The following is a 23,218-nucleotide window of genomic DNA, read 5'->3' as shown; positions in this document are numbered from 1 at the left end:
GTCACCGATGGGTCGCCAACTGGGTCGGCACAGTCGACGCCTCCAGCGAGACGTCCTGCGGCTTCGTGCTCATCGGCTCCTGCTCATCGGTATCGAAGTCCACCAGGAACTTCGGGCGGTTCTGGGTCGCGGCATAGATCCGTCCCACGTACTCGCCGAGCAGGCCGAGGCAGATGAGCTGCACCGCACCGAGCAGCAGCACGGCGATGTAGAGGGACGTCCAGCCCGGCACGGTAACACCGAAGCCCCAGGCCGCGATGCCGCTGACCACCAGACCGAGACAGACCATGAAGGTGACCAGGCCGAGCCAGGTCGCGACCCGCAGCGGGGCGGCCGAGAAGCTGGTGACGCTGTCCACGCTCAACTTGATCATCTTGGTGAGCGGGTACTTCGTCTCGCCGGCGACCCGCTCGGCGCGGACGTAGGCCACCTCGCCGCTGGCGAAGCCGAGCGACGGCACGACCAGGCGGTAGACCGGCTGCTGCTCCTGCAGGTCGTTCAGGGTGTCCACGACCACCCGGCTCATCAGCCGGAAGTCGCCGGCCTGGTCGCTCAGGTGCGGGCCGACCAGCTTGCGCATCAGCCAGTAGTAGACGCCCGCGGTGTTCCGCTTGAACGACGTGTCGGTGCTGCGGTCGCTGCGCACGCCGTACACCACGTCCAGGTTCTCCGAGCGGGCCTTCGCCAGCATGTCGCCGATCGTCTCCGGCGGGTCCTGGAGGTCGGCGTCGATGCTCACCACGTATTCGCCGCGGGCCGACTTGAGACCGGCCGCCAGCGCGGACTGGTGACCCACGTTGCGGCGCAGCTTGACGACGCGCAGGGCCGGCCAGTCCCGGCGCAGCTCGAGCAGGCGCTTGACGGTCTCGTCCCGGCTGCCGTCGTCGACCGCTACCACCTCGTACGTGACACCCAGACCGTCCAGGACCGGACGCAGGCGGGCAACGAAGTGGTCGACCGCCTCGCGCTCGTTGTACATCGGCGTCACGACCGAGAGGGTCAGTGCGTCGAGCGCGAAGTCACGTGACATGTTCCGGTCCCCCAGAGTGGAAAGGCTCGTCAACGAGAAGGCCTACGTGCGCCCGCGGAACGCGAGCGATCTTCGCCGGCCAATGGTCGGGAAGGATACCCAGGACGTGCTAATGGAAGATGTCCCCCTCGTGTGAGTCAAGCCGCACCAGGTCGTCCATCCGGTAACGGTGACCCGTCTCGGCGGTGACCCAGCCGGTCGACGACGCGACGACCCAGCCGGCACCGATATCCGGGGCGAAGGTGTCACCCTCCGCATCGAAGTCTATGGTCGTGCGCACCAGATGCGCCGCTCGGGGGAGGAAGGCAGCGTAGATCTCACCCCCGCCCATCACCCAGAAGTCGTCGTCGGTGACCTCGTCCGGGGAGTGGGCGACCTCGGCGCCCCCGGCGGACCAGCCGCGCGACCGGGTCAGCACCACGTTGCGGCGGCCGGGCAGCGGGCGGAACCGCTCCGGCAGCGAGTCCCAGGTGGCCCGCCCCATCACCACGGTGGAGCCCATGGTCCGCTCCTTGAAGAGCCGCTGCTCCCCCGGCACCCGCCACGGGATGCCCCCGCCGGCGCCGATCACCCCGTTCCGGGCCTGCGCCCAGATCATGTGCACGCTCATGCTGAGCCTCCGGCGCGGAAGTTCAGAAACCGCGGTAAGAACTCGCTTCGCTCGCTCATACCGCAACGGGCGCCTTGATCGCGGGGTGATGCCGGTAGTCCACCACGGTGAAGTCCTCGTACTCGTACGCGAAGAGGCTGGGCCGGGGCGCGATCTCCAACTGCGGGAATGCGTACGCCTCCCGGCCGAGCTGCTCGGTCACCTGCTCCACGTGGTTGTCGTAGATGTGGCAGTCGCCGCCCACCCAGATGAAGTCACCGGGCTCGAGGCCGGCCTGGTCGGCGACCATCCGGGTGAGCAGCGCGTAGCTCGCGATGTTGAACGGCACGCCGAGGAAGAGGTCGGCGCTGCGCTGGTAGAGCTGGCAGGAGAGCTTCCCGTCGGCCACGTAGAACTGGAACAGCGCGTGGCACGGGGCGAGCGCCATGTCCGGCAGGTCGCCGACGTTCCAGGCAGAGACGATCATGCGGCGCGAATCCGGGCTGGTCCGGAGCGTCTCCAGGATCTCGGAGATCTGGTCGACCTCGCCCCGCGGCGTCGGCCACGACCGCCACTGGTGGCCGTAGACCGGGCCCAGCTCGCCGGACTCGTCGGCCCACTCGTCCCAGATCGTCACGCCGTGGTCGTGCAGGAACTTCACGTTGGTGTCGCCGCGGAGGAACCAGAGCAGCTCCACCGCGAGCGACTTGAAGTGCACCCGCTTCGTGGTGATCAGCGGGAAGCCGCGGGACAGGTCGTAGCGCAGGCGCTCGCCGAAGAGGCTGCGGGTGCCGGTCCCGGTCCGGTCGCTCTTCGGCGTACCGGTCTTCAGCACCCGCCGCAGCAGATCTTCATATTGCGTGTCGACGAACATGCGAGAACGGTAGCGCCGATCGCTAGGCGGCCAGCTTCCCGCCCACCGTCACGATCCGGGTGGCGAGGTGGTCGAGGGCCGCGAGCTGCACGTCGGTGAGCGGGGCGTCGTTGCTGCCACCGGTCACGTGCGAGACGCCGTACGGGTTGCCGTCGGCGAACTTCAGCGGATCGGTGTACCCGGGCGCCACCACGACGCCACCGAAGTGGTAGATCGTGTTGTAGAGCGCCAGCAGCGTCGACTCCTGACCGCCGTGCTCGGTCATCGAGGCGGTGAACCCGGCGTACGCCTTGTTCGCCAGCAGACCCTGCCCCCACTGCGGGCCGAGGGTGTCGATGAACTGCTTGAGCTGGCTCGCCACGTTGCCGTACCGGGTCGGCGTGCCGAACAGCACGGCGTCGGCCCAGACCACGTCGTCGGCGGCGGCCTTCGGCTCGTTCTTGGTCTTGTCGAAGTGCTGGCTCCAGGCCGCGTTCGAGGCGATCGCCTCCTCCGGGGCCAGCTCGGGGACCTGACGGAGACGTACTTCGGCGCCCGCCTTCTCCCCCGCCTCCCGCAGCCGCTCCGCCATCTTGTGGATGGTCCCGGTCGACGAGTAGTAGATGATCGCCAGTTTGACGTCTGCCACGGTTCCTCCTCGGGGAGATTCGCTTTCCTTGAAGGAGATCCCCCCGGGAGGCCGGACGTAACGCTTATAGGCGGATTTCACTGCCGTGCGGGCCGACCGCGTCCGCCTGCTCGTCGTCCAGCCAGACGCCGTCGGTCGCCAGGTACCGGAACTTGTAGTGGCCCGGGTCGAGCGGCACGCTCACGGTCCGGGTGCCGTTGCGGCGTACTTGGAGCTCGTGCCGGCCCGGCTCCCAGCCGTTGAAGTCACCCACCACGCTGACCGTGCCGGCCGGCTCGTCCGCGGGCAGGCTGAACGTCACCCGTGTCTTGTTGCCGAACAGTTTGCTGCGCTTGATCATTGCGTCCTCCACAAAGCCGAGCCTCATCCGTATAACGGCAGGAACGGGCCGAAGGTGAGGACACGCCGCGTATGTTGTGCCGATGCATCCGGAACCTCACGACGAGCTCCGCGTAGCCTCGTTCCGCGACCTCGACACCACAACTCTCTACGGGATCCTGCGGTTGCGCTCCGATGTCTTCGTGGTCGAGCAGGAATGCGCTTACCCCGATCCGGACGGCCGGGACACCGAGCCCGGGACCCGGCACATCTGGATCGAGCGGGACGGCGAGATCCGCGCGTATCTCCGGGTTCTCGCCGAGCCCGGCGGCGTCGAGCGGATCGGCCGCGTCGTCACGGCGAAGCACGCCCGCGGCGGCGGCCTGGCCGGCCGGCTGATCGAGGAGGCGCTCCGGGTGATCGGGAACCGGCCGAGCATGCTCCACGCGCAAGCACACCTGGCCGGTTACTACGCCCGGTACGGCTTCGTCACCAGCGGCCCCGAGTTCCTGGAGGACGGCATCCCGCACGTCCCCATGACACGCGATCGCCGCCGGTGATCGCCGCGGAGCGAAGCGGAGCCGGCCGGCTCAGGGCAGCTGGTTGACGAGTTCGGTGATGGAGCGGCGGCGGCCGGTGTAGAAGGGGACCTCCTCGCGGACGTGCCGCCGCGCGCCCGAGGCCCGCAGGTCGCGCATCAGGTCGACGATGCGGTGCATCTCGTCGGCCTCGAAGGCGAGCATCCACTCGTAGTCGCCGAGCGCGAACGAGGCGACCGTGTTGGCGCGCACGTCCGGGTAGGGGCGGGCCATCTTCCCGTGCTCGGCGAGCAGCTGGCGGCGCTCCTCGTCGGGAAGCAGGTACCACTCGTAGGAGCGGACGAACGGGTAGACGCAGATGTAGGGGCGGGCCTCCTCGCCGGCCAGGAACGCCGGCAGGTGGCTGCGGTTGAACTCGGCCGGGCGGTGCAGCGCCATCTGCGACCAGACCGGCTCGAGGTGCCGGCCGAACGCGGTCCGGCGGAACAGCCCGTAGGCGTCCTGCAGCGCGTCCGGCGTCGCGGCGTGCCACCAGATCATCACGTCGGCGTCGGCGCGCAGACCGGAGACGTCGTAGGTGCCGCGGATCGTGACGTCCTTCTCGGCCAGCTGCCCGAAGAGCGCGTCGACCTCGCCCGCCACATCCTCGCGGAGCGCCGGCAGCGGCGTCGCGGCCCGGAACACCGACCACATGGTGTAGCGGATCGTCGCGTTCAGCTCCTTGATCCGCGCCGCGTTGGTCTGCTCGCTCATGCTTCCTCCAAAAACGTGACTACTTCGTCTGCGGCGCGCTCGCCACTGGCCACGCACACCGGGATGCCGACGCCGTCGAAGGCCGCGCCGGCGAGCGCCAGGCCCGGCGGCAGGGCGGCGCGGGCCATGGCGACCCGGTCGGCGTGACCGGGGGCGTACTGCGGCAGGGCGCCACCCCACCGCTGGATCCAGGACGCGGACGGCTCGGGCAGCGTCACGCCGGCCAGCTCGCCGAGCTCCCGCAGGGCCCGCGCGAGCAGCGCCGCGTCGTCGAACTGGAGACGCTCCTCCTCGCCGGCCCGGCCCAGCGAGGCCCGCACGATCACCGGGCCGTCCGGATGGGCCAGGTGGGGCCACTTGCGCGTGAAGAACGTGGCGGCCTTCACCAGCGTGCCCTCGCCCGGCGGCACCAGGAAGCCGGACAGGCCGGGCAGCTCGGTCCCGGCCGGCAGGGCCAGGCCCACCAGCGCCACGCTCGCATAGGTCAGCGCCGCGACCGCCTCGGCCGCCTCGGGAGCCGTCCCGCCGAGCAGCCGGGCCGCCGGCTTCGCCGGGACGGCCAGGATCAGAGCGTCCGCGTGGTCGCTCTGCGGGGACGGCGCCGGGCCGATCCGCAGGTCCCAACCCCTCGGCGTACGGGAGATCGAGTGCACCGGCAGCCCCAGGCCGATCCGGGCGCCACTGGCCTCCGCCGCGGCCGCCACGAGACGGCCCATCCCGCCGTCGACGGCCGCGAAGACCGGCCGGCCGGGGGTGCGCCGCGACGCCGCCTGGGCGGACCGCACGGCGTCGCGCAGCGTGTGCGCGGTCTCGGCCGCGAGGGCCAGCTGCGGCATCGTGACGCGCAGCGAGAGCTGGTCGGCACGGCCCGCGTAGACACCGCCGAGCATCGGGTCGACGAGCCGGTCGACGACCTCGGCGCCGTAGCGCGACCGGACCAGCGCGCCGACCGCGACGTCCTCGCCCGGCGCCAGCAGCGGCTTGCCCCCGTCGGCGTCGGACCCGGCGTCGGGCCGGGCCACCCCGTCCAGCGAGGACGGGTCGGCGGGCACCCCGACCAGCGTCCCGGCCGGGATCGGGGTGAGCCGGCCGCCGATGGAGAGGGCCGCCGGCTGCTTCGCCGGGTGGACCAGGGCGTCACCGAGGCCGAGCCGCCGGGCCAGGGCCACGGCCGCCGAGTCGGCGCCGTCGGGGCCGCTGTTCAGGAAGGACTCGGCGCCGCGCTCCACCGGCAGGCCGCCCAGCTCACCGGTCCGCAGCTTGCCGCCGAGGGCGTTGCCCTGCTCGTAGACCACGATGTCGGCGCCCTGCGGGAGCCGGTCCCGCAGCCGCACGGCGGCCGCCAGGCCGGCGATGCCGCCACCGATGACCGCGATCCGCTTCCGCACGCTCTTCACACTCCCAGGTCTGCCCGGAGGCACCCCGCCGGGGTCGTTCGTTGTGATCCGAGCCTGACAGGCTTGCGTCCCGGTCGACCAGGGACCGAGGTCCCATCTTTGCGAGGGGACTACGACCAGGGTCCTAGCGCGCCTTTCAGCGCGCCTCTCAGCGCGCCGAGACCTCGTGGACCAGGGCGACCAGGCGGGTCAGGATCTCCGGGTCGGTCTCCGGCATGACGCCGTGGCCGAGGTTGAAGACGTGGCCGGGCGCGGCCCGGCCCTGCTCCAGCACCCGGCGGGCCTCCCGCTCCACGGTCTCCCAGCCGGCGAAGAGGATGGCCGGGTCGAGGTTGCCCTGCACCGCGCGATCCGGGCCGATCCGCTTCGTGGCGGCGTCCAGCGGGGTACGCCAGTCGACGCCCACGACGTCCGCGCCGGCCTCGCCCATCGCCTCGAGCAGCACCGCGGTGCCGACCCCGAAGTGGATCCGCGGCACGCCCGCGCCGGCCAGGCCGCCGAGGACCTCCGCCGAGTGCGGCAGGACGTACTGCCGGTAGTCCGCCTCGGAGAGCGCGCCGGCCCACGAGTCGAACAGCTGGACCGCGCTCACCCCCGCGTCGACCTGGGTCTTCAGGAAGGTCAGCGTGATCGCGGAGAGCCGGGAGAGCAGGGCGTGCCACAGCTCGGGTTGCCCGTACATCATGGCCTTGGTCTTCAGATAGGTCCTCGACGGACCACCCTCGATCAGGTAGCTGGCCAGCGTGAACGGCGCGCCCGCGAACCCGATCAGCGGGGTGTCGCCGAGCTCGGCCACGAGCAGCTTCACCGCCTCGGCCACGAAGTCCACGTCGTCCGCGGTGATCGGCCGCAGGCGCTCGAGATCGCCGGCCTCGCGCAGCGGTGAGGCGACGACGGGACCCGTGCCGGCCACGATGTCCAGGTCGATGCCGGCCGCGGCGACCGGCACCACGATGTCGCTGAAGAGGATCGCGGCGTCCACGCCGTGCCGGCGCACCGGCTGGAGTGTGATCTCGGTGACCAGCTCGGGCCGGCGGCACGACTCGAGCATGCCGACACCCTCCCGGATCTTGCGGTACTCGGGCAGCGAACGCCCGGCCTGCCGCATGAACCAGACCGGCGTGTGCGGGCCGGGGAGGCCACGACACGCCCGGACAAAGGGGGAATCTTCGAGAACGGTCACCGGCTCATCGTGCCACGTGAGTGAAGACGCCCGGCGGCGTGCCGAGTAGGGAGGCCCCTGCGATCGGCTTAGTCTTTGCTCCATGGCGTCCCCCTCCGCTGCCCCCGAGGCGTTCACCCGCGCCGTCGCCGGGTTGCGCGTGGCGTCGCCCTGGTCGGAGATCCTGCTCGAGGAGATCACCGCACCTCAGCGGCTCGCGCCGTACGCGTTCGCGCTGAGCGCCACCGTGCTGCGCGGCGGTGACGAGGTGGCGAGCGGCCGGCTGATCCTGCTGCACGAGCCGGCCGGCCACGAGGCGTGGCGCGGCGACCTGCGGCTGGTCACGCTCTGCACCGCCGAGCTGGAGTCCGACCTGGCCACCGACCCGCTGCTGCCGGCCGTGGCCTGGACCTGGCTCACCGACGGGCTGGACCACTACGCGGCGGCCTACACGGCGATCGGCGGCACGGTCACCCAGACCGCCTCGACCCGCTTCGGCGAGCTGGCCGGTCCGGCGCCCACCGCCGACCTGGAGGTGCGCGCGTCCTGGACGCCCACCTCCGACGACTTCCCGGCCCACCTGCGGGGCTGGTGCGCCATGCTCGCTTCGACGGCGGGGCTGCCGCCACCGGGGGTCTCCTCGCTGAGCGACCGCCACCGGGCCCCGGCGGGCTGAGCTGCTTCCCGGGACCCTTTCGATGGGTACGGGGGTCAGCCCTTCGCGCAGGCCCCGAGCGTCTCGCACGCCGTGGCGATCGGGATCGCCAGGCCGATTCCCTCGGCGTCCCGGGCCTTGGCCGTGGCGATGCCCACCACCTGGCGGCTGGTGTTGACCACCGGGCCGCCGCTGTTGCCGGGGTTGATCGGGGCGTCGAACTGGATGGTCGGGCCGTCCGAGTCGTCCGGGCGGTACGCGCTGATCACGCCGGTGGTCACCGAGTCGTCCAGGCCGAGCGGGGCGCCGACGACCACCACCTGCTGACCCGGCTTCACGTCGCCGGTGGCGATGCCGAGCGCCTTGATGTCCCGCGAGGTCCGCAGCAGCGCCAGGTCCTTGCCGGCGCTCACCTTCACGATCGTCGCCTCGATCCGGGTGTTGCCGCGCTCCAGCGACACCGACTTGTCGCCGCCCTCGAAGGTCTCCTCGACGACGTGGTAGTTCGTGAAGAGGTTGGTCCGGCCGTCGTCGGTCTCGCTCACCGCGAACGCCGTGCCGGTGAAGTCGCCGGCCCGGACCCGGAAGACGCTGGGCAGCACGGCCGCCGAGATCCCCTCCGGGTCGAAGACGGTGGCGAGCTGCTTCTCCAGCTCCTCGGTGCGGCCCTGCTCGGCGGTGACCGCGGAGGCCAGCTCCGAGCTGCTGCGGATCATGCCCTCGACCCGGAACGCCTGCCACGCCGAGACGGCCAGCAGCGCCAGGACCAGTCCCACGATCACCAGACGGGTGCGGCTGCCGCGCGCGATCGGCGCCGGTGCGGCCGCCGCCTGCGCCGGAGCCGGCTCGTAGAACGAGGCCGGCTCCTGGTAGGACGGATACCACTGCTGCTGCTGTTGCCGCTGTTGCTGCTCCCACTGCCGCTCTTGAGCCCACTGCTGTTCCTGGAACCACTGCTGCTGCTCGGGCGCCGCCCAATCCCCCCGGCGCTGGTCATAGCCGTCGGCGGGGGTGAACGGTTCGTATGGGCTCATCCGGCGCGGCCTCCTGGAATCTCAGCGCTGCGTCAGTGGATACGCAGGAAACGGCCCAGCGGTTGAGTATTTCTCCAGATCGGGAATCGACGCGCCGGACCCCGGCTGCGCACGGCAAGGGTGTCACCCCCGTACGGTTACGGAGTGACCGACGAAGCACCCCTGCGCCGTCGGGACTCGCCGGACACAGCAGGGGACGGACCGCACGCCGTGCCGCCCGACCCGAATTCTGGCGGTCCCGCAGCAACACCGCTCACCGCGCCCCGCGACGGAACCCCGCGTCCGGTGGAGACAGCGGCCGAACTGGCCGATGTGGTCTCCCGGATGGCGGCCGGAACCGGGCCGGTGGCCGTGGACGCCGAACGCGCCTCCGGCTACCGCTACACGCAACGCGCCTACCTGGTGCAACTCCGCCGGGCCGGCGCGGGCACCGTGCTGCTCGACCCGCTCCCCCTGGACGACCTGCGCACGCTCGACACCGCGCTGGCCGAGGCCGAGTGGGTCCTGCACGCGGCCAGCCAGGACCTGCCGTGCCTGGCCGAGCTCGGCTTCCGGCCGCGCCGGCTCTTCGACACCGAGCTGGCCGCGCGGCTGGCCGGGTTCGAGCGGGTCGGCCTGGCCGCGCTCACCGAGCAGCTGCTCGGGTACTCGCTGGAGAAGCACCACTCGGCCGCCGACTGGTCGACCCGGCCGCTGCCGGAGTCCTGGCTCACCTATGCGGCCCTCGACGTGGAGCTCCTCACCGACCTGCGGGACCTGCTCTCCGCCGAGCTCGACCGGCAGGGCAAGTCGGCGTGGGCCGCCGAGGAGTTCGCCGCGCTGGTGGCCGGGGCCGACCGCCCGCCCCGGGTCCGCCCCGACCCGTGGCGGCGGACGTCCGGGATACACCGCGTCCGCGGGGCCCGGGCGCAGTCCCGGGTGCGCGCGCTCTGGTACGCCCGGGACGGCGTGGCGGCCCGCCGCGACTCGGCGCCCGGCCGGGTGCTGCCGGACTCGGCGATCGTGGCGGCGGCCGAGGCCGATCCGAAGGACGAGCGCACCCTGCTCGGCATCCCCGGGTTCGGCGGCCGGTCGGTACGCCGGCTCGCCAGGATCTGGCTGGACGCCCTGGACCAGGCCCGCTCCCTGCCGGACGACGCCCTGCCGGTGAACCAGCCGGTCGAGGGCCCGCCCCCGCCGCACCGGTGGGCCGAGCGCGACCCGGTCGCGGCGGCCCGGCTGGCCCGCTGCCGGCAGGTCGTGGTCGGCACCGCCGAGCAGCACAACCTGCCGCCGGAGAACCTGATCAGCCCGGACTTCATCCGGCGGCTGGCCTGGTCCCCGCCGGACGAGGTCACCGGCCAGACCGTCGGCGACACGCTGCGCGGCTTCGGCGCCCGCAACTGGCAGGTGGCCCTGATCGCCGACCAGATCGCGGACGTCCTGCCGGACCCGGCCGCGACCGCCTGAGCCGGAACGAGGCTCCGGGACGACCGGAGCCTCCGGCGGATCAGAAAGTGAAGGGCGCTGTGACCTGCGGCGGATTGTCGTCCTTCCCGCAGCGGGAGCACTGGGTGTACCGCCCTCCGTCGGGGGTGCTCCGGCGCACCCAGCGGTGCCGGCCCAGCCGGCAGGCGAGTGGCTTCCTCATGGACCGACGCTAGGCGCGATACGAGATCGCCTGCTTCCTCCGGACGGGTAAGTGCCGTGGGTGAAGCGCGACCACTCACGCACGTCGCCGGGTGCGGTGGGCGCTCCGGACGCGCAGCGGCCGGCCCACCGGGCCCGGCCCTCGGCGTGAGCGACGGTCAGCACCACCCACCCACCTACGACAGCAAGCTCTTGACCTGCGGTTTTCTGTGAATCTGTGACAAATCAGCGATGCCCTGGCCGCCGCTAGTTACCGGCGAGTAGCATTGCCGACACATTTGGGTTCACGCCCGCAAGGAGGCTTGCTGTGCCCCGTGAAGTACGCGAGGTCGTCTTCGTCGACGGCGTCCGCACCCCGTTCGGCAAGGCGGGCGGCATGTATGCCGAGACCCGCGCCGACGACCTGGTGATCCGCTGCATCCGAGAGCTGATTCGGCGGAACCCCCAGCTCCCGACGGACCGGGTGGACGAGGTGGCCGTCGCGGCCACCACCCAGACCGGCGACCAGGGCCTGACCATCGGCCGCACGGCCGCGCTGCTGTCCGGCCTGCCGAAGACCGTCCCCGGCTACGCCGTCGACCGCATGTGCGCGGGCGCCATGACCGCGGTGACCAACGTCGCCGGCGGCATCGCGATGGGCGCCTACGACATCGCGATCGCCGGCGGTGTCGAGCACATGGGCCGGCACCCGATGGGTGAGGGCGCCGACCCCAACCCGCGGATCCTGGCCGAGAAGCTGGTCGACCCGTCCGCGCTCGTGATGGGCGCCACCGCGGAGAACCTGCACGACCGGCTGCCGCACATCACCAAGGAACGTACCGACGCGTACGCCCTGAACTCGCAGATCAAGACCGCCAAGGCGTACGCCAACGGCAAGCTGCAGCCCGACATGGTGCCGGTGGCGATCCGCAGCGCCGAGCAGGGCTGGGGCCTCGCCACGGTGGACGAGGCGCCGCGCGAGACCTCGATGGAGAAGCTCGCCACGCTGAAGACCCCGTTCCGCCCGCACGGCAAGATCACCGCGGGCAACGCGGCCGGCCTCAACGACGGCGCGACCGCGGCCCTCCTGGCCGACGAGGCGACCGCCCGCGAGCTGGGCCTGCCGGTCGCCATGCGGCTGGTGTCCTACGCCTACGTCGGCGTCGAGCCGGAGATCATGGGCTACGGCCCGATCCCGTCGACCGAGAAGGCGCTGAAGAAGGCCGGTCTCACGATCGACGACATCGGCCTGTTCGAGCTGAACGAGGCGTTCGCCGTGCAGGTGCTCGCCCTCCTCGACCACTACGGCATCGCCGACGACGACCCGCGGGTCAACCCGTGGGGCGGCGCGATCGCCGTCGGTCACCCCCTCGCCTCCTCCGGCGTGCGTCTGATGACGCAGCTGGCCCGGCACTTCGAGGAGCACCCCGAGGTCCGGTACGGCATGAACGCCATGTGCATCGGCATCGGCATGGGCGGCACCGTGATCTGGGAGAACCCGAACTGGGAAGGCTTCGACAAGTGATCGAGAACCCGAACGAGGTAGTGACGAAGGCGCTGCTGCGCGAGGTCCGGATCCCCGGTCTCGACAAGCCCGCCGCCCTGATCACCCTGGACAACGGCTTCGACCACAAGAAGCCGAACAGCTTCGGTCCGGCCGGCCTGAAGTCGCTCGACGAGGCGATCACGGCGGCCACCGCGGCCGACCCGGCGTTCATCGCGATCACCGGCAAGCCGTACATCTTCTGCGTCGGCGCCGACATCACCGGCATGCCGCTCATCGGCTCCCGGGACCAGGCCGTCGCGCTGGGCGAACTCGGTCACCGGGTGTTCGCGCGGCTCAAGAACAGCGCGATCCCGACGTTCGCGTTCGTCAACGGAGCGGCGCTCGGCGGCGGCCTCGAGGTCGCCCTGCACTGCCACTACCGCACGGTCTCCGGCGGCGCGGCGGCGCTCGGCCTGCCCGAGGTCGCGATCGGCCTGATCCCCGGCTGGGGCGGCAGCCAGCTGCTGCCGAACCTGATCGGCATCGCCGGCGCGGCGCAGGTCATCCTGTCGAACCCGCTCACCCAGAAGACGCTGCGGCCCAAGCAAGCCAAGGAGATGGGTGTCGCGGACGCGCTCTTCGAGCCGGCCGAGTTCCTCGAGGACTCGCTCGCCTGGGCCGCCGGCGTGGTCAAGGGCGAGATCACGGTGGAGCGTCCCGAGGTCGACAAGGAGATGTGGGACGGCGTGCTCTGGTTCGCCAAGAACCAGCTCGACGAGAAGCTGCACGGCGCGGTCCCGTCCGCCAACAAGGCCCTGGAGCTGCTGGCCCTGGCCAAGGAGTCGTCCTTCTCCGACGGCACCGCGGCCGAGACCGAGGCCCTCGCCGACCTGATCATGGGCGACGAGTCGCGCGCCAGCCTGTACGCGTTCGACCTGGTCCAGCGCCGGGCGAAGCGCCCGGTCGGGGTGCCTTCGCGGGAGAATGCCCGCAAGGTCACCAAGGTCGGCATCGTCGGCGCCGGCCTGATGGCCTCGCAGCTGGCCCTGCTCTTCCTGCGCCGCCTCCAGGTGCCGGTCGTGCTCACCGACCTCGACCAGGCCCGCGTCGACAAGGGCGTGGCCTACGTCAACGAGCAGATCGACAAGCTCGTCGGCAAGCGCCGGATGGACGAGGGCACCGCGGCGAAGCTGCGCGGCCTGATCAGCGGCTCGGTCGACCGGTCGGTCTTCGCCGACGCCGACTTCGTGATCGAGGCGGTCTTCGAGAACCTCGAGCTCAAGAAGCAGATCTGGGCCGAGTTCGAGAAGATCGTCAAGCCGGAGACGATCCTCGCGACCAACACCAGCTCGCTGTCGATCACCGAGATGGCGGCCGACCTCGAGCACCCCAAGCGGGTCGTCGGCTTCCACTTCTTCAACCCGGTCGCCGTGCTGCCGCTGCTGGAGATCATCCGCGGTGAGAAGACCGACGACGCGACGCTGGCCACCGCGTTCGAGGTCGGCAAGCAGCTGCGGAAGTCGTCGGTGCTGGTCAAGGACGCCCCGGCGTTCGTGGTCAACCGCGTCCTCACCCGCTTCACCAGCGAGGTGTTCAAGGCCGTCGACGCCGGCACCCCGCTCGACGTGGTGAACGAGGCGTTCGACCCGCTGGGCCTGCCGATGCGGCCGGTCGCGCTGCTCCAGCTCGTCGGGCCGGCCGTCGCCTACCACGTGGGCGAGACGCTGCACACGGCGTTCCCGGACCGGTACGCCGACTCGGTCAACCTCAAGAAGATCGTCGACCTCGGCCAGCCGCTGCTGGTCGACGACGAGATCAACCCCGAGGTGGTCAAGGCCCTGGAGCTCGGCGACAGCCCGCTCACGGCCGACGAGGTACGCCAGAAGGCGCTCGACGCCCTGGCCGAGGAGATCCGGATCATGCTCGACGAGGGCGTGGTCGCGGAGGCGCAGGACATCGACCTGTGCATGATCCTCGGCGCCGGCTACCCGTTCCACCTGGGCGGCATCACGCCGTACCTGGACCGCAGCGGCACCGCGGAGAAGGTGACCGGCAAGCGGTTCCTGCCGTCCGGCGTCGCGAACGTCCGCGGCTGACGAAGAGCCCGAGGCCCCCGCTTGAGAACAAGCGGGGGCCTTTCGCTGTGAACTGGCTTATGGGCAGCTGGTAATACAGTCGGTAAGCTCCTGCAACCTTTGGTCAGGAGTTTTGATGTCACAGCCACCCTTTGAACCGCAGCCCGGCCAGCCCTCCTACGGTCAGCCCTACGGCCAGCAGCCCGGATACCAGCCGCCGCAGCAGCCCGGCTACCAGGCGCCGCCGCCTCCCGGATACGACGCGCCGCCTCCCGGCTACCAGGCTCCGCAGCAGCCCGGCTACCCGGCCCCGCCGCCCGGATTCCCGGCGGCCCCGCCGCCCGGCTACCCGATGGCGCCGCCGCCCAAGAAGAAGAACACCGTCCTGAAGATCGTGCTGATCGCCGTGGCCGCCGTCGTGGTGCTCTGCATCGCCGGTGTCGCGGCCGTCTTCTTCATCGGCAAGGACGCCGTCGACGACGCCGCGAAGGTCACCATCACCGAGCCCGCGACGCTCGGCGGCCGGCCCAAGCTGGAGGACGGCGAGTTCGCCGCCCTGATCACCGAGATGGAGAGCAGCCTGGCCAAGTACCCGGGCGCCTCCGACTCGTTCGGCGCCTTCTACGGCAATGCCGAGGAGCAGGACATCGTCGCGGCCATCGCGACCAAGGCCACGCTCATCGACCCGGCCAAGGAGCTGGACGCGTCGTTCAAGGCGTTCGCCGAGGGTTCCCAGCTCAAGGACAAGGCCCCGGCCGACACCGGCGCGCTCGGCGGCTCGGCGGAGTGCGCCACCACGACGTCGTCCGGCACCGACATCGCGGTCTGCGGCTGGGCCGACGAGGGCAGCGTCGGCATGATCCTGTGGTTCTTCAAGACCGCCGCGGACGTGCAGGCCGAGTTCCCGAAGCTGCGCGCCGAGATCGAGACCAAGAGCAAATGATCTAGCGGCGCGGGACCGACACGCTGGCGGTCACCACGGGCGTCGTGTCGGCGGCGGGCAGGGTCACCGTGACCTCCAGCCCGCCGCCCTCCTGGGCGACCGCCGAGACCGTGCCGCCGTGCGCGTCGCAGACGGCCCGCACGATCGAGAGCCCGAGCCCGGAGCCGCGGGAGCCGGTGCGCTCCCAGCCGCCGCGCTGGAACGGCTCGAACAGGCCCGGCACGTCGGCCGGCTCCACCTCGTACCCGGTGTTGCCGACGACGAGCCGGGTCTGGCCGTTCGCCGACTCGGTCCGCAGCCAGAGCCGGCCGAGCAGATGGTTGTACCGGATCGCGTTCTCGATCAGGTTGCCGGCCAGCCGGTCGAGCAGGCTCGGGTCGCCGACGACCGGCGCCGGCTCCAGGTCGGTGGTGACGTCCAGCTTCATCCGCTCGGCCTCGGCCTTCACCGCCGAGAGAGCGTTGTAGACGCTGGTGGCCAGGTCGGCCGGGACCTTGCGGACCAGCCGCCGGCCGGACTGCGCCTCCGACCGGGCCAGCACCAGCAGCGCGTCGACCAGGCCGTTCGCCCGCTCCGAGGCGTTGCGGACCACCTTCGCCATCCGGCGGTACTCGGCCACGTCGGCCTCGTCGTCGCTGAGCGTCACGTCGATCTCGGTGCGCATCACGGCCAGCGGGGTGCGCAGCTCGTGCGAGGCGTTCGCGACGAACCGCTTCTGCGAGTCGAAGGCGGCCGCGAGCCGGTCCAGCATGGCGTCGAACGTCCGGGCCAGCTCGGCCACCTCGTCGTCCGCCCCGGAATACTTGATCCGCTGGTCCAGCGTCTCCTCGCCGAGCCGCCGGGCGGTGTGGGTGACGCTGTGCAGCGGGCGCAGCGCCCGGCCGGCCACCGCGTAGGCGCCGGCGATGCCGATCACGCCGATCGCCACGAGCGCGCTGAAGCCCTTGAAGAGCACCTCCCGGGAGGCCTGCTCGACCATGTCGGTCTGCCAGGCCAGCGCCTCGCGGGTGGTGCCGTCGTCGAGCGTCACGGCCGAGCCGGCCCGCAGCTCGTCGACCGGGTGCAGCGACTCGCTGACCAGCAGCCAGGCCAGCAGCACGAGCACCGCGCCCGCGCCGACCAGCAGGATCCCGTTCAGCAGGGTGAGCCGCAGCCGCAGCGTGGGCCGCGGGAAGCCGAACACCCGGCGTTTCGTGCCGAGGTAGACCGTCACGAGGCCACGACCGGTTCCGGGACGCGGTAGCCGGCGCCGACCACGGTCTCGATCAGCGGCGGGTCGCCGATCTTCTTGCGCAGCGTGTTGATGGTCACCCGGACCGTCGTGGTGAACGGGTCGGTGTTGGCGTCCCAGACCCGCTCCAGCAGCTCCTCGGTGGAGACCACGCCGCCCCGCGCCTTGATCAGCTCCTCGAGGACGCCGAACTCCTTGTTGGTGAGCTCGACCGGCGCGCCGCCGCGGGTCACCACCCGGCGGGTCTGGTCGAGCACCAGGTTGCCGACGGTGAGCACCGGCGGGGCGGCCGGGGTGGCCCGCCGGCCGAGCGCCTGCACCCGGGCGACCAGCTCCTCGAACGCGAACGGCTTCGCGAGGTAGTCGTCGGCGCCGAGCTCGAGCCCCTCGACCCGGTCGGCGACCGTGCTGCTGGCGGTGAGCATGAGCACCCGGGTCAGCGTGCCGGAGGCGACCAGCTCGGCGCAGATCTGGTCGCCGTGCATGCCGGGCAGGTCCCGGTCCAGCACGACGACGTCGTACCGGGTCACATAGGCCATCTCGTGGCCCTGGAGGCCGTCGTACGCGACGTCCACCGCCATCCCCTTGCGGCGCAACCCGCGGGCGATCGCGTCCGCCAGGTTCCGCTCGTCTTCCACCACCAGCACGCGCATGACTAGAAGGTTAGTCAACCCGCCAAACGCCGACCGCGGCGTCGAGACGGCGGCAGACCAGGGCCCCGGCGGCGAAGTGACAGTCGCCGGCGACCATGTCGGCCGCCCCGGAGACCCGGATCTTCATCCGGCGCATGTCGAGCACGCCGTACCAGATGCGGTCGGCCCGGTCGGTGGCCCGCCGCACGTAGGCGGTGTCCGGCGCCGGGCCCGGGCCGCCGCTCTGCCAGCGGCCGGCCGCGCCGAGCACGTCGCCGGTCGCCGGGTCGAGCACGAAGTGCTCCGGGAACGCCGTCCCGGGCAGGCCGGTGACCAGGTAGTCGCCGATCCGCTCGGCGTAGTTCCAGCGGTCCGAGGACCAGCGCTCCCAGCCGGTGGACGGGTCCAGCACCATGATCCCGCGCTGCGGCAGATAGGTGCAGATCAGGTCGCCGCACGGGCTCGGGTTCCGGTACCAGCTCAGGTTCACGCCGCTGTACCAGTCCTGCCGGAGCTTCTGGCGGGCGTCGTACCCGGCGGTGCCGGCGCTGCGGGCGCCGATCATCGCGAGGTCGCCGACCGGCCACAGCTCCACCTTGCCCGGCCCGCGGTCCGGGATCCGCTGGGTGGCGCCGAGCCGGCCGGTCCGGGCGTCCCAGGCCTCCAGCCGCCGGTCGGCGGTGAGCAGGTAGAGCCAGTCCGGATAGCCGTCCCGGACCGAGGGCGCCGCCACGTCGTCGCCGGCCCGGCGCACGCTCCAGCGCACCGCGCCGGTCGTCAGGTCCAGGCCCCGCCACCAGGTCTCGCCGTCGCCCTCCTCGCGCACCAGGGCCAGCCGGTCGGCCTCGGAGACCGCCTCGACCAGCACCGGGCGCTTCCAGAGCGGCGCCGCCACCCCGGTGCGCAGCGCGATCGTGCCGAACCGGGTGGTCCGCTCGTCCTGCACGCTGAGCATCAGCACGTCGCCGGCCACCGAGACGTCGAGGATCTCGCCGGTGACCACGACCCGGTGCCAGGAGACCGGTTTCGCGTCCGGCAGCGAGAAGGACCGGACGATGCGGACGCCGGGCGGCAGCTGACGGCCGATCACGTAGAGCCGGTCGCCCACCACCCGCAGCACGTCGCCCTGGGCGGCCGGGACGATGGCGGGCGGCACCGGCGCACGCTGGCGGACGCCGCCGCCGAGGCTCGCCAGCAGAATCGCGGACAGGATCAGGAGCAGCAGCCGGTACGGCACCGGCGCGTCGTCGACCAGCTCGGCCGGGGCGGCCGTGGAGGTCGACTCGCCAGGCCGCACCTCGCCGAGGTCGATCACGACATCGCTCACGCCGGCCTCCCCGAGTCGGGGATATCAGCCTCATTGTGCCGCGTGGAGGGTCAGATCCGGTACGCCCAGACGCCCAGTCCCGTGCCATCCCGGCAGACGAGGTGGCGCGCGTCGGCCGCGCACTCCCCCGAGCCGGCCGGCGCGGTGCCGAGCAGGCGCGGCTCGGGGTGCCCGGGCAGCACGGCGGCGAAGCTCTGCCCGTCGTCGCCGTCGTCGCGGCGCAGCACCAGCGCGCCGTCCGGGTCGCCGTCCAGCGCCTGGTCCCAGCCGCCGAGGCCGGCGAGGGTGCGGCCGGTGAGCGGGTCGGCGAGCCGGACCGGTGTGCCGCTGTCGTTCCGGGTCTCCAGCACCGTCCCGGCCCGGGCGGTGAGATCGGTGCCGGTGCCGGTCGCCCAGGCCTCGGCGCCGGTCGCCGGGTCGAGGACCCGCAGCCCGTCGCAGAGCACGTTCCGGCAGCCGGCCACCTCGCCCTGCGCCTCCGGCCGGTCCCGCTGCCAGAGCCGGCGCAGGGTCCGCTGGTCGTAGGCGACCAGCCGGGCCGGGTTCTGATAGCCGACCAGGGCCAGGCCGCCGGCGACCGATCCGGTGCTCGGGCCCTCCCCGTTCAGCTTCGGCAGGTCGGTGGCGGCCAGGGTCCGCCCGGTGGCGCCGTCGAGGCGCAGCAGCCGGTCGGAGGCGGTGATCAGGACGGCCGGTGGCTCGCCGCGGGCCGGGTCCACGGTGACCGAGCCGCCCGGCGCGGCCGTCCACACCGTCCTCCCGGTGGTCAGGTCGAGGCCGCGGACCTCGGTGCGGATCGGCGCCTCGGTGTGCGGCACGCCGGTCGAGGAGAAGTAGAGCGGCCCCGGATCGCCGGAGGCCTGGTCGTATTCGGTCCCGGCGCGGAACACCCGCTCCACCACGACGCCGGTCCGCCCGGAGCCGAGCAGCGTGACCGTCACCGGCGCCGTCCAGCGGACCGCGCCGATCCGGGCGTCCAAAGCCGTCGTGGTGACCCCCTCGGAGACCAGCACGACGTCGCCCGCCTGCCGGATGGAGACCGCGCCGAAGAGGCCACGGGTCGCGTCGTACCCGGCGCCGAGCGGCACCTCGCTGGTCCAGAGCTGCCGGGGCGGGTCGAGCTGCCAGGCGGTCACCTGCCGGCGCACGCCACCCGACGCGACCGAGTAGAGGTGGTCGCCGGTCAGCTGCACCGGCACCTCGGTGGTGTCCACCGGCCCGAGCTCGCCGAGGTGGCGCCAGACCACGGCCGCGCGCGGCACGGCGCCACCCAGAGTGATCGTCAGGATCGCCGCGATCAGCAGGCCCGCGTGCCGGTACCGCCACGGCGGCGGGCGCCGGCCTGCCGGGTGGTCACTCTCCGCGGCGCGGTCCAGGTCGATCACTGTCACGCCGCAGACCCTTCATCGGTACGGGGGGAGCCGACTGCGGACGGCCGCCCCCACCGGGTCAGCCCGCTCCCGTGACCGGCCGGTATGCCCACACGGTCAGCTCGCCGGAGGTGGACCGGCAGACCAGTCGTTCCGGCGCGGACTGACAGCTGCCGGTGCCGGCCGGCAGTTCCGCCAGCAGACGCGGTTTCCGGGTGCCCGGGTCCGCGATGGCGACCATCGTACGCGTGCCGTCGGAGGTGTCCCGGGTCACCAGTGACACGCCGTCACCGGGGCTGCCCGGGACCAGCTCCCAGCCGGCGAGCTCGACGAGGGTCCCGCCGGTCTCCGGGTCGGCCGTCAGGATCGGGTCGCTCCCGGCGTACCCGACCAGCGCCGTGCCCTCCTGCTCGACGGTCCGCAGGTCGCCGCGCTGCCAGCGCCGGTCGCCGGTGGCCGGGTCCACGGCGCGGACGCCGTACTGCCCGGTCAGGCAGGCGAGCAGGCCGCACGGGACGACCGCCTTGGTGCCGAGGGCCGGCCGGGTCCAGAGCGGACGCAGGCCGGCCAGGTCGTACGCGGACACCGCGGTCCCGGACGGGCCGGGGTGGCGCAGCATCAGCACGCCGCCGGCCACCACCGGGTTGTCCGGGTCGTAGTCGGCCGCCGGCAGGGTGCGCGCGGCGAGGTGCCGGCCGGTCTCCACGTCGTACAGGTGGGCGACCCGGTCGGCGCCGAGCAGCAGCGCCCGCGGCTGCTCGTCGACCGGGCCGGGCACCCCGAGCAGGACCGCCGTCGACTCCAGGTGGACCTCCCAGCGGACCGTCCCGATCTCCGGATCGATGACCTGGACGGTGTTCTCCACCCGGCGGCCCGGCCCGGAGCTGGTCCGGACGTCGTCGACGGCGAAGAGCAGCGAGGTGCCCGCGAAGCTCATCACATTGTGCGGATTGCGCCACTGCCGGCCGCCGGTGGCGAGCGAGATCGCCGTGGTGCCGACCGCGAACCGGCCCCACGGCCGCAGCAGCAGCATGCCGCTCGCCGTGCGCAGCCGGGAGACCTGCATCTGCTGCTCGACGCTCCACCGCAGCTCACCGCTCCGCAGGTGGTACGAGTTCAGGGTGCTGCCGGTCTGCACGACCAGGCGCCCGGCCTCGGTGATCGTGTAGGGGTCGCCCGGCCCGATCGGCACCCGCAGCAGCGCGGTCAGCGCGGCCGGCTGCCGCAGCGGCGCGGACGCCCCGGCGAGCAGGAGCACGAGCACGGTCAGGAGCGCCGGGGCGAACCAGGGCGGCGTGGTCGGCCGCCCCGGTCGCTCGTACGTCTCCGGTTCTCCCCGCTCCAGCCCCAGATCGATGACGACGGGTTCACCCATCCATCTAAGGTAACGGTTCTATAACGAGATCGCCCACCGGGAGCGCTGTCAGATCGCCTCCGCCACCGGCTGCGACTCGTCGAGCCCGGAGATCGCCTCGGTCACGTCCCGGGCGATGTCCTGCGCGGTGAGGCCGAGCGCGGTGAGGATCTCGGCCCGGCTGCCGTGCGGGTGGAAGCCGACCGGCACGCCGAAGTCGCGCAGCGGCACGGAGACCCCGGCGTCGCGCAGGGCGCTCGCCACCGCGTCGCCGACGCCGCCGGCGCGCACGCCGTCCTCGAGGGTCACCACGAGCCGGTGCTGGGCCGCGAGGCCGGTCAGCTCGATCGGCACGGGACGGACCCAGCGGGGGTCGGCGACCGTCACGCCGTACCCCTGCTCGGCGAGCCGCTCGGCGGCGTCCAGACCCAGACCGGCGAAGGAGCCGACCGCCACCAGCAGGATGTCCTTGCGCGCGTCTTCCCGAAGGATGTCGACCTGACCGACCCGGCGCAGCGCCGGGGTGTCCGGGGCGACCGAGCCGGTCGGGAAGCGCACGATCGTCGGGCCGTCGTCCACGGCGATCGCCTCGCGCAGCTCCTCGCGCAGCGTCGCGGCGTCCCGGGGCGCCGCGATCCGCAGGCCCGGCACCACGCCGAAGACGCTCATGTCCCACATGCCGTAGTGGCTCGGCCCGTCCGGACCGGTGATGCCGGCCCGGTCCAGCACGAACGTGACCGGCAGCTCGTGCATCGCGACGTCGAGCAGCACCTGGTCGAACGCCCGGTTCAGGAACGTCGCGTAGACCGCCACGACCGGGTGCAGGCCGCCCATCGCCAGGCCGGCCGCGCTCGTCGCCGCGTGCTGCTCGGCGATGCCCACGTCGTACGTCCGCTCCGGGTACTTCTTCGCGAGCGCGGCGATACCGGTCGGCTCGGCCATCGCGGCGGTGATGCCCACCACGTCCGGCCGCTCGTCGGCGATCTTCACGAGCTCCTCGGAGAAGACCTTCGTCCACTTCAGCGACGGCTTCGCGGTGAGCGCGCCGGTCTGCGGGTCGAACGCGCCCGGACCGTGCAGGCAGTCCGCCTCGTCCTGCTCGGCCGGCAGGTAGCCGTAGCCCTTCTTGGTCACCGCGTGCACGATGACCGGCGCGTTGAAGCCCTTGGCCCGGCGCAGCGCCGACTCCATGGCCTGCTGGTCGTGGCCGTCGACCGGGCCGATGTACTTCAGGCCGAGGTCCTCGAACATCGGCTGCGGGCTGACCGCGTCCTTGATGCCCTTCTTGACCGCGTGCAGCACCTCGAAGACCGGCTTGCCCACCACCGGGGTCTGCCCGAGCGCGTCCTTGACCAGGTCGAGGACCTTCTCGTAGCCCGGGTTGAGGCGCAGCGTGGAGAGGTGGTCGGCGAGGCCGCCGATGGTCGGCGCGTACGACCGGCCGTTGTCGTTCACGACGATGACGAGCCGGTTCTTCGTGGCGGCGATGTTGTTCAGCGCCTCCCAGCACATGCCGCCGGTCAGCGCGCCGTCACCGACGACCGCCACCACGTGCCGGTCCTCGCCGCGCAGCGTGAACGCCTTGGCGAGGCCGTCCGCGTAGGACAGGGCCGTCGAGGCGTGCGAGTTCTCGATGAGGTCGTGCTCGCTCTCGGCCCGGCTCGGGTAGCCGGTCAGGCCACCGCGCTGGCGGAGCAGGTCGAAACCGTCCTGCCGGCCGGTGACGATCTTGTGCACGTACGCCTGGTGGCCGGTGTCGAAGAGGATCTTGTCACGTGGGGAGTCGAACACCCGGTGCATCGCGAGGGTCATCTCGACCACGCCGAGGTTCGGACCGAGGTGTCCACCGGTCCGCGACACCTTGGCGACGAGGAAGTCACGGATCTCGGCCGCGAGCAGGGTCAACTGCTCCGCGGACAGTCGCTTGAGATCACCCGGAGAGGTGATGCTCGCCAGCAGCCCGGCCGGGGTCGAGGGGGAGTCGCTCATGAGGAGGCAGTCTATCGGTGCCCCGCCGCGGCGCACCTTACGCGAACGGCCAGAGCCGATCCTCCACACAACCTCCACATCCTCCGTCCGGTCACCCCGGTTGGCCGGACGGCGGGATCGTCGGGCATCCTTGAGGTTCACGCAGCGACTGGCGGCACGGGGATGGTCCAACCATCAGGGAGCTCGTTGCGCGGAGTCGACCGCCTGGGCTCCCGCGGGGGTCA

General features: G+C 72.2%; 22 protein-coding genes and 1 riboswitch. Of the genes, 6 read left to right on the top strand and 16 right to left on the bottom strand.

The genetic code is table 11. The annotated features are described in order from the left end of the window. Position 1: 1 nt before the first annotated feature. The 5 genes from AB0G10_RS04370 to AB0G10_RS04350 form a co-directional block, all read right to left on the bottom strand. Positions 2 to 1,030 carry a glycosyltransferase family 2 protein gene (locus AB0G10_RS04370; RefSeq protein ID WP_360916271.1) on the bottom strand — a complete coding sequence of 343 codons (1,029 nt, stop codon included), beginning with the start codon at positions 1,028 to 1,030 and terminating at the stop codon, positions 2 to 4. Positions 1,031 to 1,139: 109 nt separating this feature from the next. Further along, positions 1,140 to 1,640, bottom strand: a complete 501-nt coding sequence (locus tag AB0G10_RS04365; protein ID WP_360916268.1) for a dihydrofolate reductase — start codon at positions 1,638 to 1,640, stop codon at positions 1,140 to 1,142. A 55-nt stretch (positions 1,641 to 1,695) separates the two neighbouring features. Next, positions 1,696 to 2,493, bottom strand: a complete 798-nt coding sequence (locus tag AB0G10_RS04360; RefSeq protein WP_360916265.1) for a thymidylate synthase — start codon at positions 2,491 to 2,493, stop codon at positions 1,696 to 1,698. 22 nt (positions 2,494 to 2,515) lie between these two features. Beyond that, on the bottom strand, positions 2,516 to 3,121 hold the full coding sequence (gene wrbA / locus AB0G10_RS04355) for an NAD(P)H:quinone oxidoreductase (RefSeq protein ID WP_360916262.1): 606 nt from the start codon (positions 3,119 to 3,121) through the stop codon (positions 2,516 to 2,518). Between the two features lie 64 nt (positions 3,122 to 3,185). Continuing rightward, the gene (locus tag AB0G10_RS04350; protein WP_360916260.1) at positions 3,186 to 3,461 is read right to left on the bottom strand and encodes an isoamylase early set domain-containing protein; all 276 of its coding nucleotides are present in this window, start codon (positions 3,459 to 3,461) and stop codon (positions 3,186 to 3,188) included. An 82-nt stretch (positions 3,462 to 3,543) separates the two neighbouring features. On the opposite strand from AB0G10_RS04350, the gene AB0G10_RS04345 reads away from it, so the two are divergent. Beyond that, positions 3,544 to 3,999, top strand: coding sequence for a GNAT family N-acetyltransferase (locus AB0G10_RS04345; protein ID WP_360916257.1), 456 nt, complete (start codon positions 3,544 to 3,546; stop codon positions 3,997 to 3,999). Positions 4,000 to 4,029: 30 nt separating this feature from the next. Here AB0G10_RS04345 and hemQ read toward each other — a convergent pair whose 3' ends face one another. The 3 genes from hemQ to hemE form a co-directional block, all read right to left on the bottom strand. Continuing rightward, positions 4,030 to 4,731, bottom strand: a complete 702-nt coding sequence (hemQ, locus tag AB0G10_RS04340; protein WP_360916255.1) for a hydrogen peroxide-dependent heme synthase — start codon at positions 4,729 to 4,731, stop codon at positions 4,030 to 4,032. Then, positions 4,728 to 6,119: a protoporphyrinogen oxidase gene (gene hemG, locus AB0G10_RS04335; protein WP_360916252.1), complete on the bottom strand. Its 1,392-nt coding sequence runs from the start codon at positions 6,117 to 6,119 to the stop codon at positions 4,728 to 4,730. Before hemG ends, hemQ begins: the two co-directional genes overlap by 4 nt. Before the next feature lie 157 nt (positions 6,120 to 6,276). Beyond that, a complete protein-coding gene (gene hemE, locus AB0G10_RS04330; protein WP_360916249.1) occupies positions 6,277 to 7,311 on the bottom strand; it encodes a uroporphyrinogen decarboxylase in 1,035 nt (344 codons plus the stop codon). 82 nt (positions 7,312 to 7,393) lie between these two features. Between hemE and AB0G10_RS04325 the strand changes: the two genes are divergently transcribed. Continuing rightward, on the top strand, positions 7,394 to 7,966 hold the full coding sequence (locus AB0G10_RS04325) for a DUF3000 domain-containing protein (protein ID WP_360916246.1): 573 nt from the start codon (positions 7,394 to 7,396) through the stop codon (positions 7,964 to 7,966). Between the two features lie 35 nt (positions 7,967 to 8,001). Here AB0G10_RS04325 and AB0G10_RS04320 read toward each other — a convergent pair whose 3' ends face one another. Then, positions 8,002 to 8,979 carry a trypsin-like peptidase domain-containing protein gene (locus AB0G10_RS04320; protein WP_360916244.1) on the bottom strand — a complete coding sequence of 326 codons (978 nt, stop codon included), beginning with the start codon at positions 8,977 to 8,979 and terminating at the stop codon, positions 8,002 to 8,004. A 144-nt stretch (positions 8,980 to 9,123) separates the two neighbouring features. On the opposite strand from AB0G10_RS04320, the gene AB0G10_RS04315 reads away from it, so the two are divergent. Further along, the gene (locus AB0G10_RS04315) at positions 9,124 to 10,428 is read left to right on the top strand and encodes an HRDC domain-containing protein (protein ID WP_360916241.1); all 1,305 of its coding nucleotides are present in this window, start codon (positions 9,124 to 9,126) and stop codon (positions 10,426 to 10,428) included. 40 nt (positions 10,429 to 10,468) lie between these two features. Here AB0G10_RS04315 and AB0G10_RS04310 read toward each other — a convergent pair whose 3' ends face one another. After that, positions 10,469 to 10,609 carry a hypothetical protein gene (locus tag AB0G10_RS04310; protein WP_360916238.1) on the bottom strand — a complete coding sequence of 47 codons (141 nt, stop codon included), beginning with the start codon at positions 10,607 to 10,609 and terminating at the stop codon, positions 10,469 to 10,471. A gap of 306 nt (positions 10,610 to 10,915) precedes the next feature. On the opposite strand from AB0G10_RS04310, the gene AB0G10_RS04305 reads away from it, so the two are divergent. From AB0G10_RS04305 to AB0G10_RS04295, 3 genes are all read left to right on the top strand, one after another. Continuing rightward, the gene (locus tag AB0G10_RS04305) at positions 10,916 to 12,112 is read left to right on the top strand and encodes a thiolase family protein (RefSeq protein WP_360916235.1); all 1,197 of its coding nucleotides are present in this window, start codon (positions 10,916 to 10,918) and stop codon (positions 12,110 to 12,112) included. Next, positions 12,109 to 14,169: a 3-hydroxyacyl-CoA dehydrogenase NAD-binding domain-containing protein gene (locus AB0G10_RS04300; protein WP_360916232.1), complete on the top strand. Its 2,061-nt coding sequence runs from the start codon at positions 12,109 to 12,111 to the stop codon at positions 14,167 to 14,169. Before AB0G10_RS04305 ends, AB0G10_RS04300 begins: the two co-directional genes overlap by 4 nt. 115 nt (positions 14,170 to 14,284) lie before the next feature. Next, complete coding sequence (locus tag AB0G10_RS04295; RefSeq protein ID WP_360916230.1) at positions 14,285 to 15,091, top strand: hypothetical protein; 807 nt, start codon at positions 14,285 to 14,287, stop codon at positions 15,089 to 15,091. Between the two features lies 1 nt (position 15,092). On the opposite strand, the gene AB0G10_RS04290 is transcribed toward AB0G10_RS04295, so the two are convergent. The 6 genes from AB0G10_RS04290 to dxs are packed head-to-tail and all read right to left on the bottom strand — an operon-like array spanning position 15,093 to position 22,994. Next, positions 15,093 to 16,304 (bottom strand): HAMP domain-containing sensor histidine kinase, encoded by a 1,212-nt coding sequence (locus AB0G10_RS04290; protein ID WP_360916227.1) that lies wholly within the window; start codon positions 16,302 to 16,304, stop codon positions 15,093 to 15,095. Next, a complete protein-coding gene (locus AB0G10_RS04285) occupies positions 16,301 to 16,975 on the bottom strand; it encodes a response regulator transcription factor (protein WP_360916224.1) in 675 nt (224 codons plus the stop codon). Before AB0G10_RS04285 ends, AB0G10_RS04290 begins: the two co-directional genes overlap by 4 nt. Positions 16,976 to 16,985: 10 nt before the next feature. Beyond that, entirely contained in the window at positions 16,986 to 18,281 is a 1,296-nt protein-coding gene (locus tag AB0G10_RS04280; RefSeq protein WP_360916221.1) for a hypothetical protein, read from the bottom strand. Positions 18,282 to 18,331: 50 nt separating this feature from the next. Further along, entirely contained in the window at positions 18,332 to 19,672 is a 1,341-nt protein-coding gene (locus AB0G10_RS04275; protein ID WP_360916218.1) for a PQQ-binding-like beta-propeller repeat protein, read from the bottom strand. 58 nt (positions 19,673 to 19,730) lie between these two features. Beyond that, entirely contained in the window at positions 19,731 to 21,026 is a 1,296-nt protein-coding gene (locus AB0G10_RS04270; protein ID WP_360916215.1) for a PQQ-binding-like beta-propeller repeat protein, read from the bottom strand. A 48-nt stretch (positions 21,027 to 21,074) separates the two neighbouring features. Beyond that, positions 21,075 to 22,994 (bottom strand): 1-deoxy-D-xylulose-5-phosphate synthase, encoded by a 1,920-nt coding sequence (gene dxs / locus AB0G10_RS04265; RefSeq protein ID WP_360916211.1) that lies wholly within the window; start codon positions 22,992 to 22,994, stop codon positions 21,075 to 21,077. 134 nt (positions 22,995 to 23,128) lie between these two features. Further along, a riboswitch (ZMP/ZTP riboswitch) is annotated at positions 23,129 to 23,211 on the top strand. Positions 23,212 to 23,218: the final 7 nt, after the last annotated feature.

This window comes from Actinoplanes sp. NPDC023714 (genome assembly GCF_040639855.1).
In the GTDB taxonomy this organism is placed as follows: Bacteria; Actinomycetota; Actinomycetes; order Mycobacteriales; family Micromonosporaceae; genus Actinoplanes.
The sequence above is the reverse complement of the archived record's forward strand: the minus strand, read 5'-3'. Positions and strand labels throughout refer to the sequence as shown.

Coding starts and splice junctions, on each gene's coding strand:
- AB0G10_RS04295 (WP_360916230.1), top strand. CDS start 14,285: ATGTCACAGCCACCCTTTGAACCGCAGCCCGGCCAGCCCTCCTACGGT.
- AB0G10_RS04270 (WP_360916215.1), bottom strand. CDS start 21,026: ATGGGTGAACCCGTCGTCATCGATCTGGGGCTGGAGCGGGGAGAACCG.
- AB0G10_RS04310 (WP_360916238.1), bottom strand. CDS start 10,609: ATGAGGAAGCCACTCGCCTGCCGGCTGGGCCGGCACCGCTGGGTGCGC.
- AB0G10_RS04345 (WP_360916257.1), top strand. CDS start 3,544: ATGCATCCGGAACCTCACGACGAGCTCCGCGTAGCCTCGTTCCGCGAC.
- dxs (WP_360916211.1), bottom strand. CDS start 22,994: ATGAGCGACTCCCCCTCGACCCCGGCCGGGCTGCTGGCGAGCATCACC.
- AB0G10_RS04285 (WP_360916224.1), bottom strand. CDS start 16,975: ATGCGCGTGCTGGTGGTGGAAGACGAGCGGAACCTGGCGGACGCGATC.
- AB0G10_RS04365 (WP_360916268.1), bottom strand. CDS start 1,640: ATGAGCGTGCACATGATCTGGGCGCAGGCCCGGAACGGGGTGATCGGC.
- AB0G10_RS04360 (WP_360916265.1), bottom strand. CDS start 2,493: ATGTTCGTCGACACGCAATATGAAGATCTGCTGCGGCGGGTGCTGAAG.
- hemQ (WP_360916255.1), bottom strand. CDS start 4,731: ATGAGCGAGCAGACCAACGCGGCGCGGATCAAGGAGCTGAACGCGACG.
- AB0G10_RS04320 (WP_360916244.1), bottom strand. CDS start 8,979: ATGAGCCCATACGAACCGTTCACCCCCGCCGACGGCTATGACCAGCGC.
- AB0G10_RS04350 (WP_360916260.1), bottom strand. CDS start 3,461: ATGATCAAGCGCAGCAAACTGTTCGGCAACAAGACACGGGTGACGTTC.
- AB0G10_RS04370 (WP_360916271.1), bottom strand. CDS start 1,030: ATGTCACGTGACTTCGCGCTCGACGCACTGACCCTCTCGGTCGTGACG.
- AB0G10_RS04325 (WP_360916246.1), top strand. CDS start 7,394: ATGGCGTCCCCCTCCGCTGCCCCCGAGGCGTTCACCCGCGCCGTCGCC.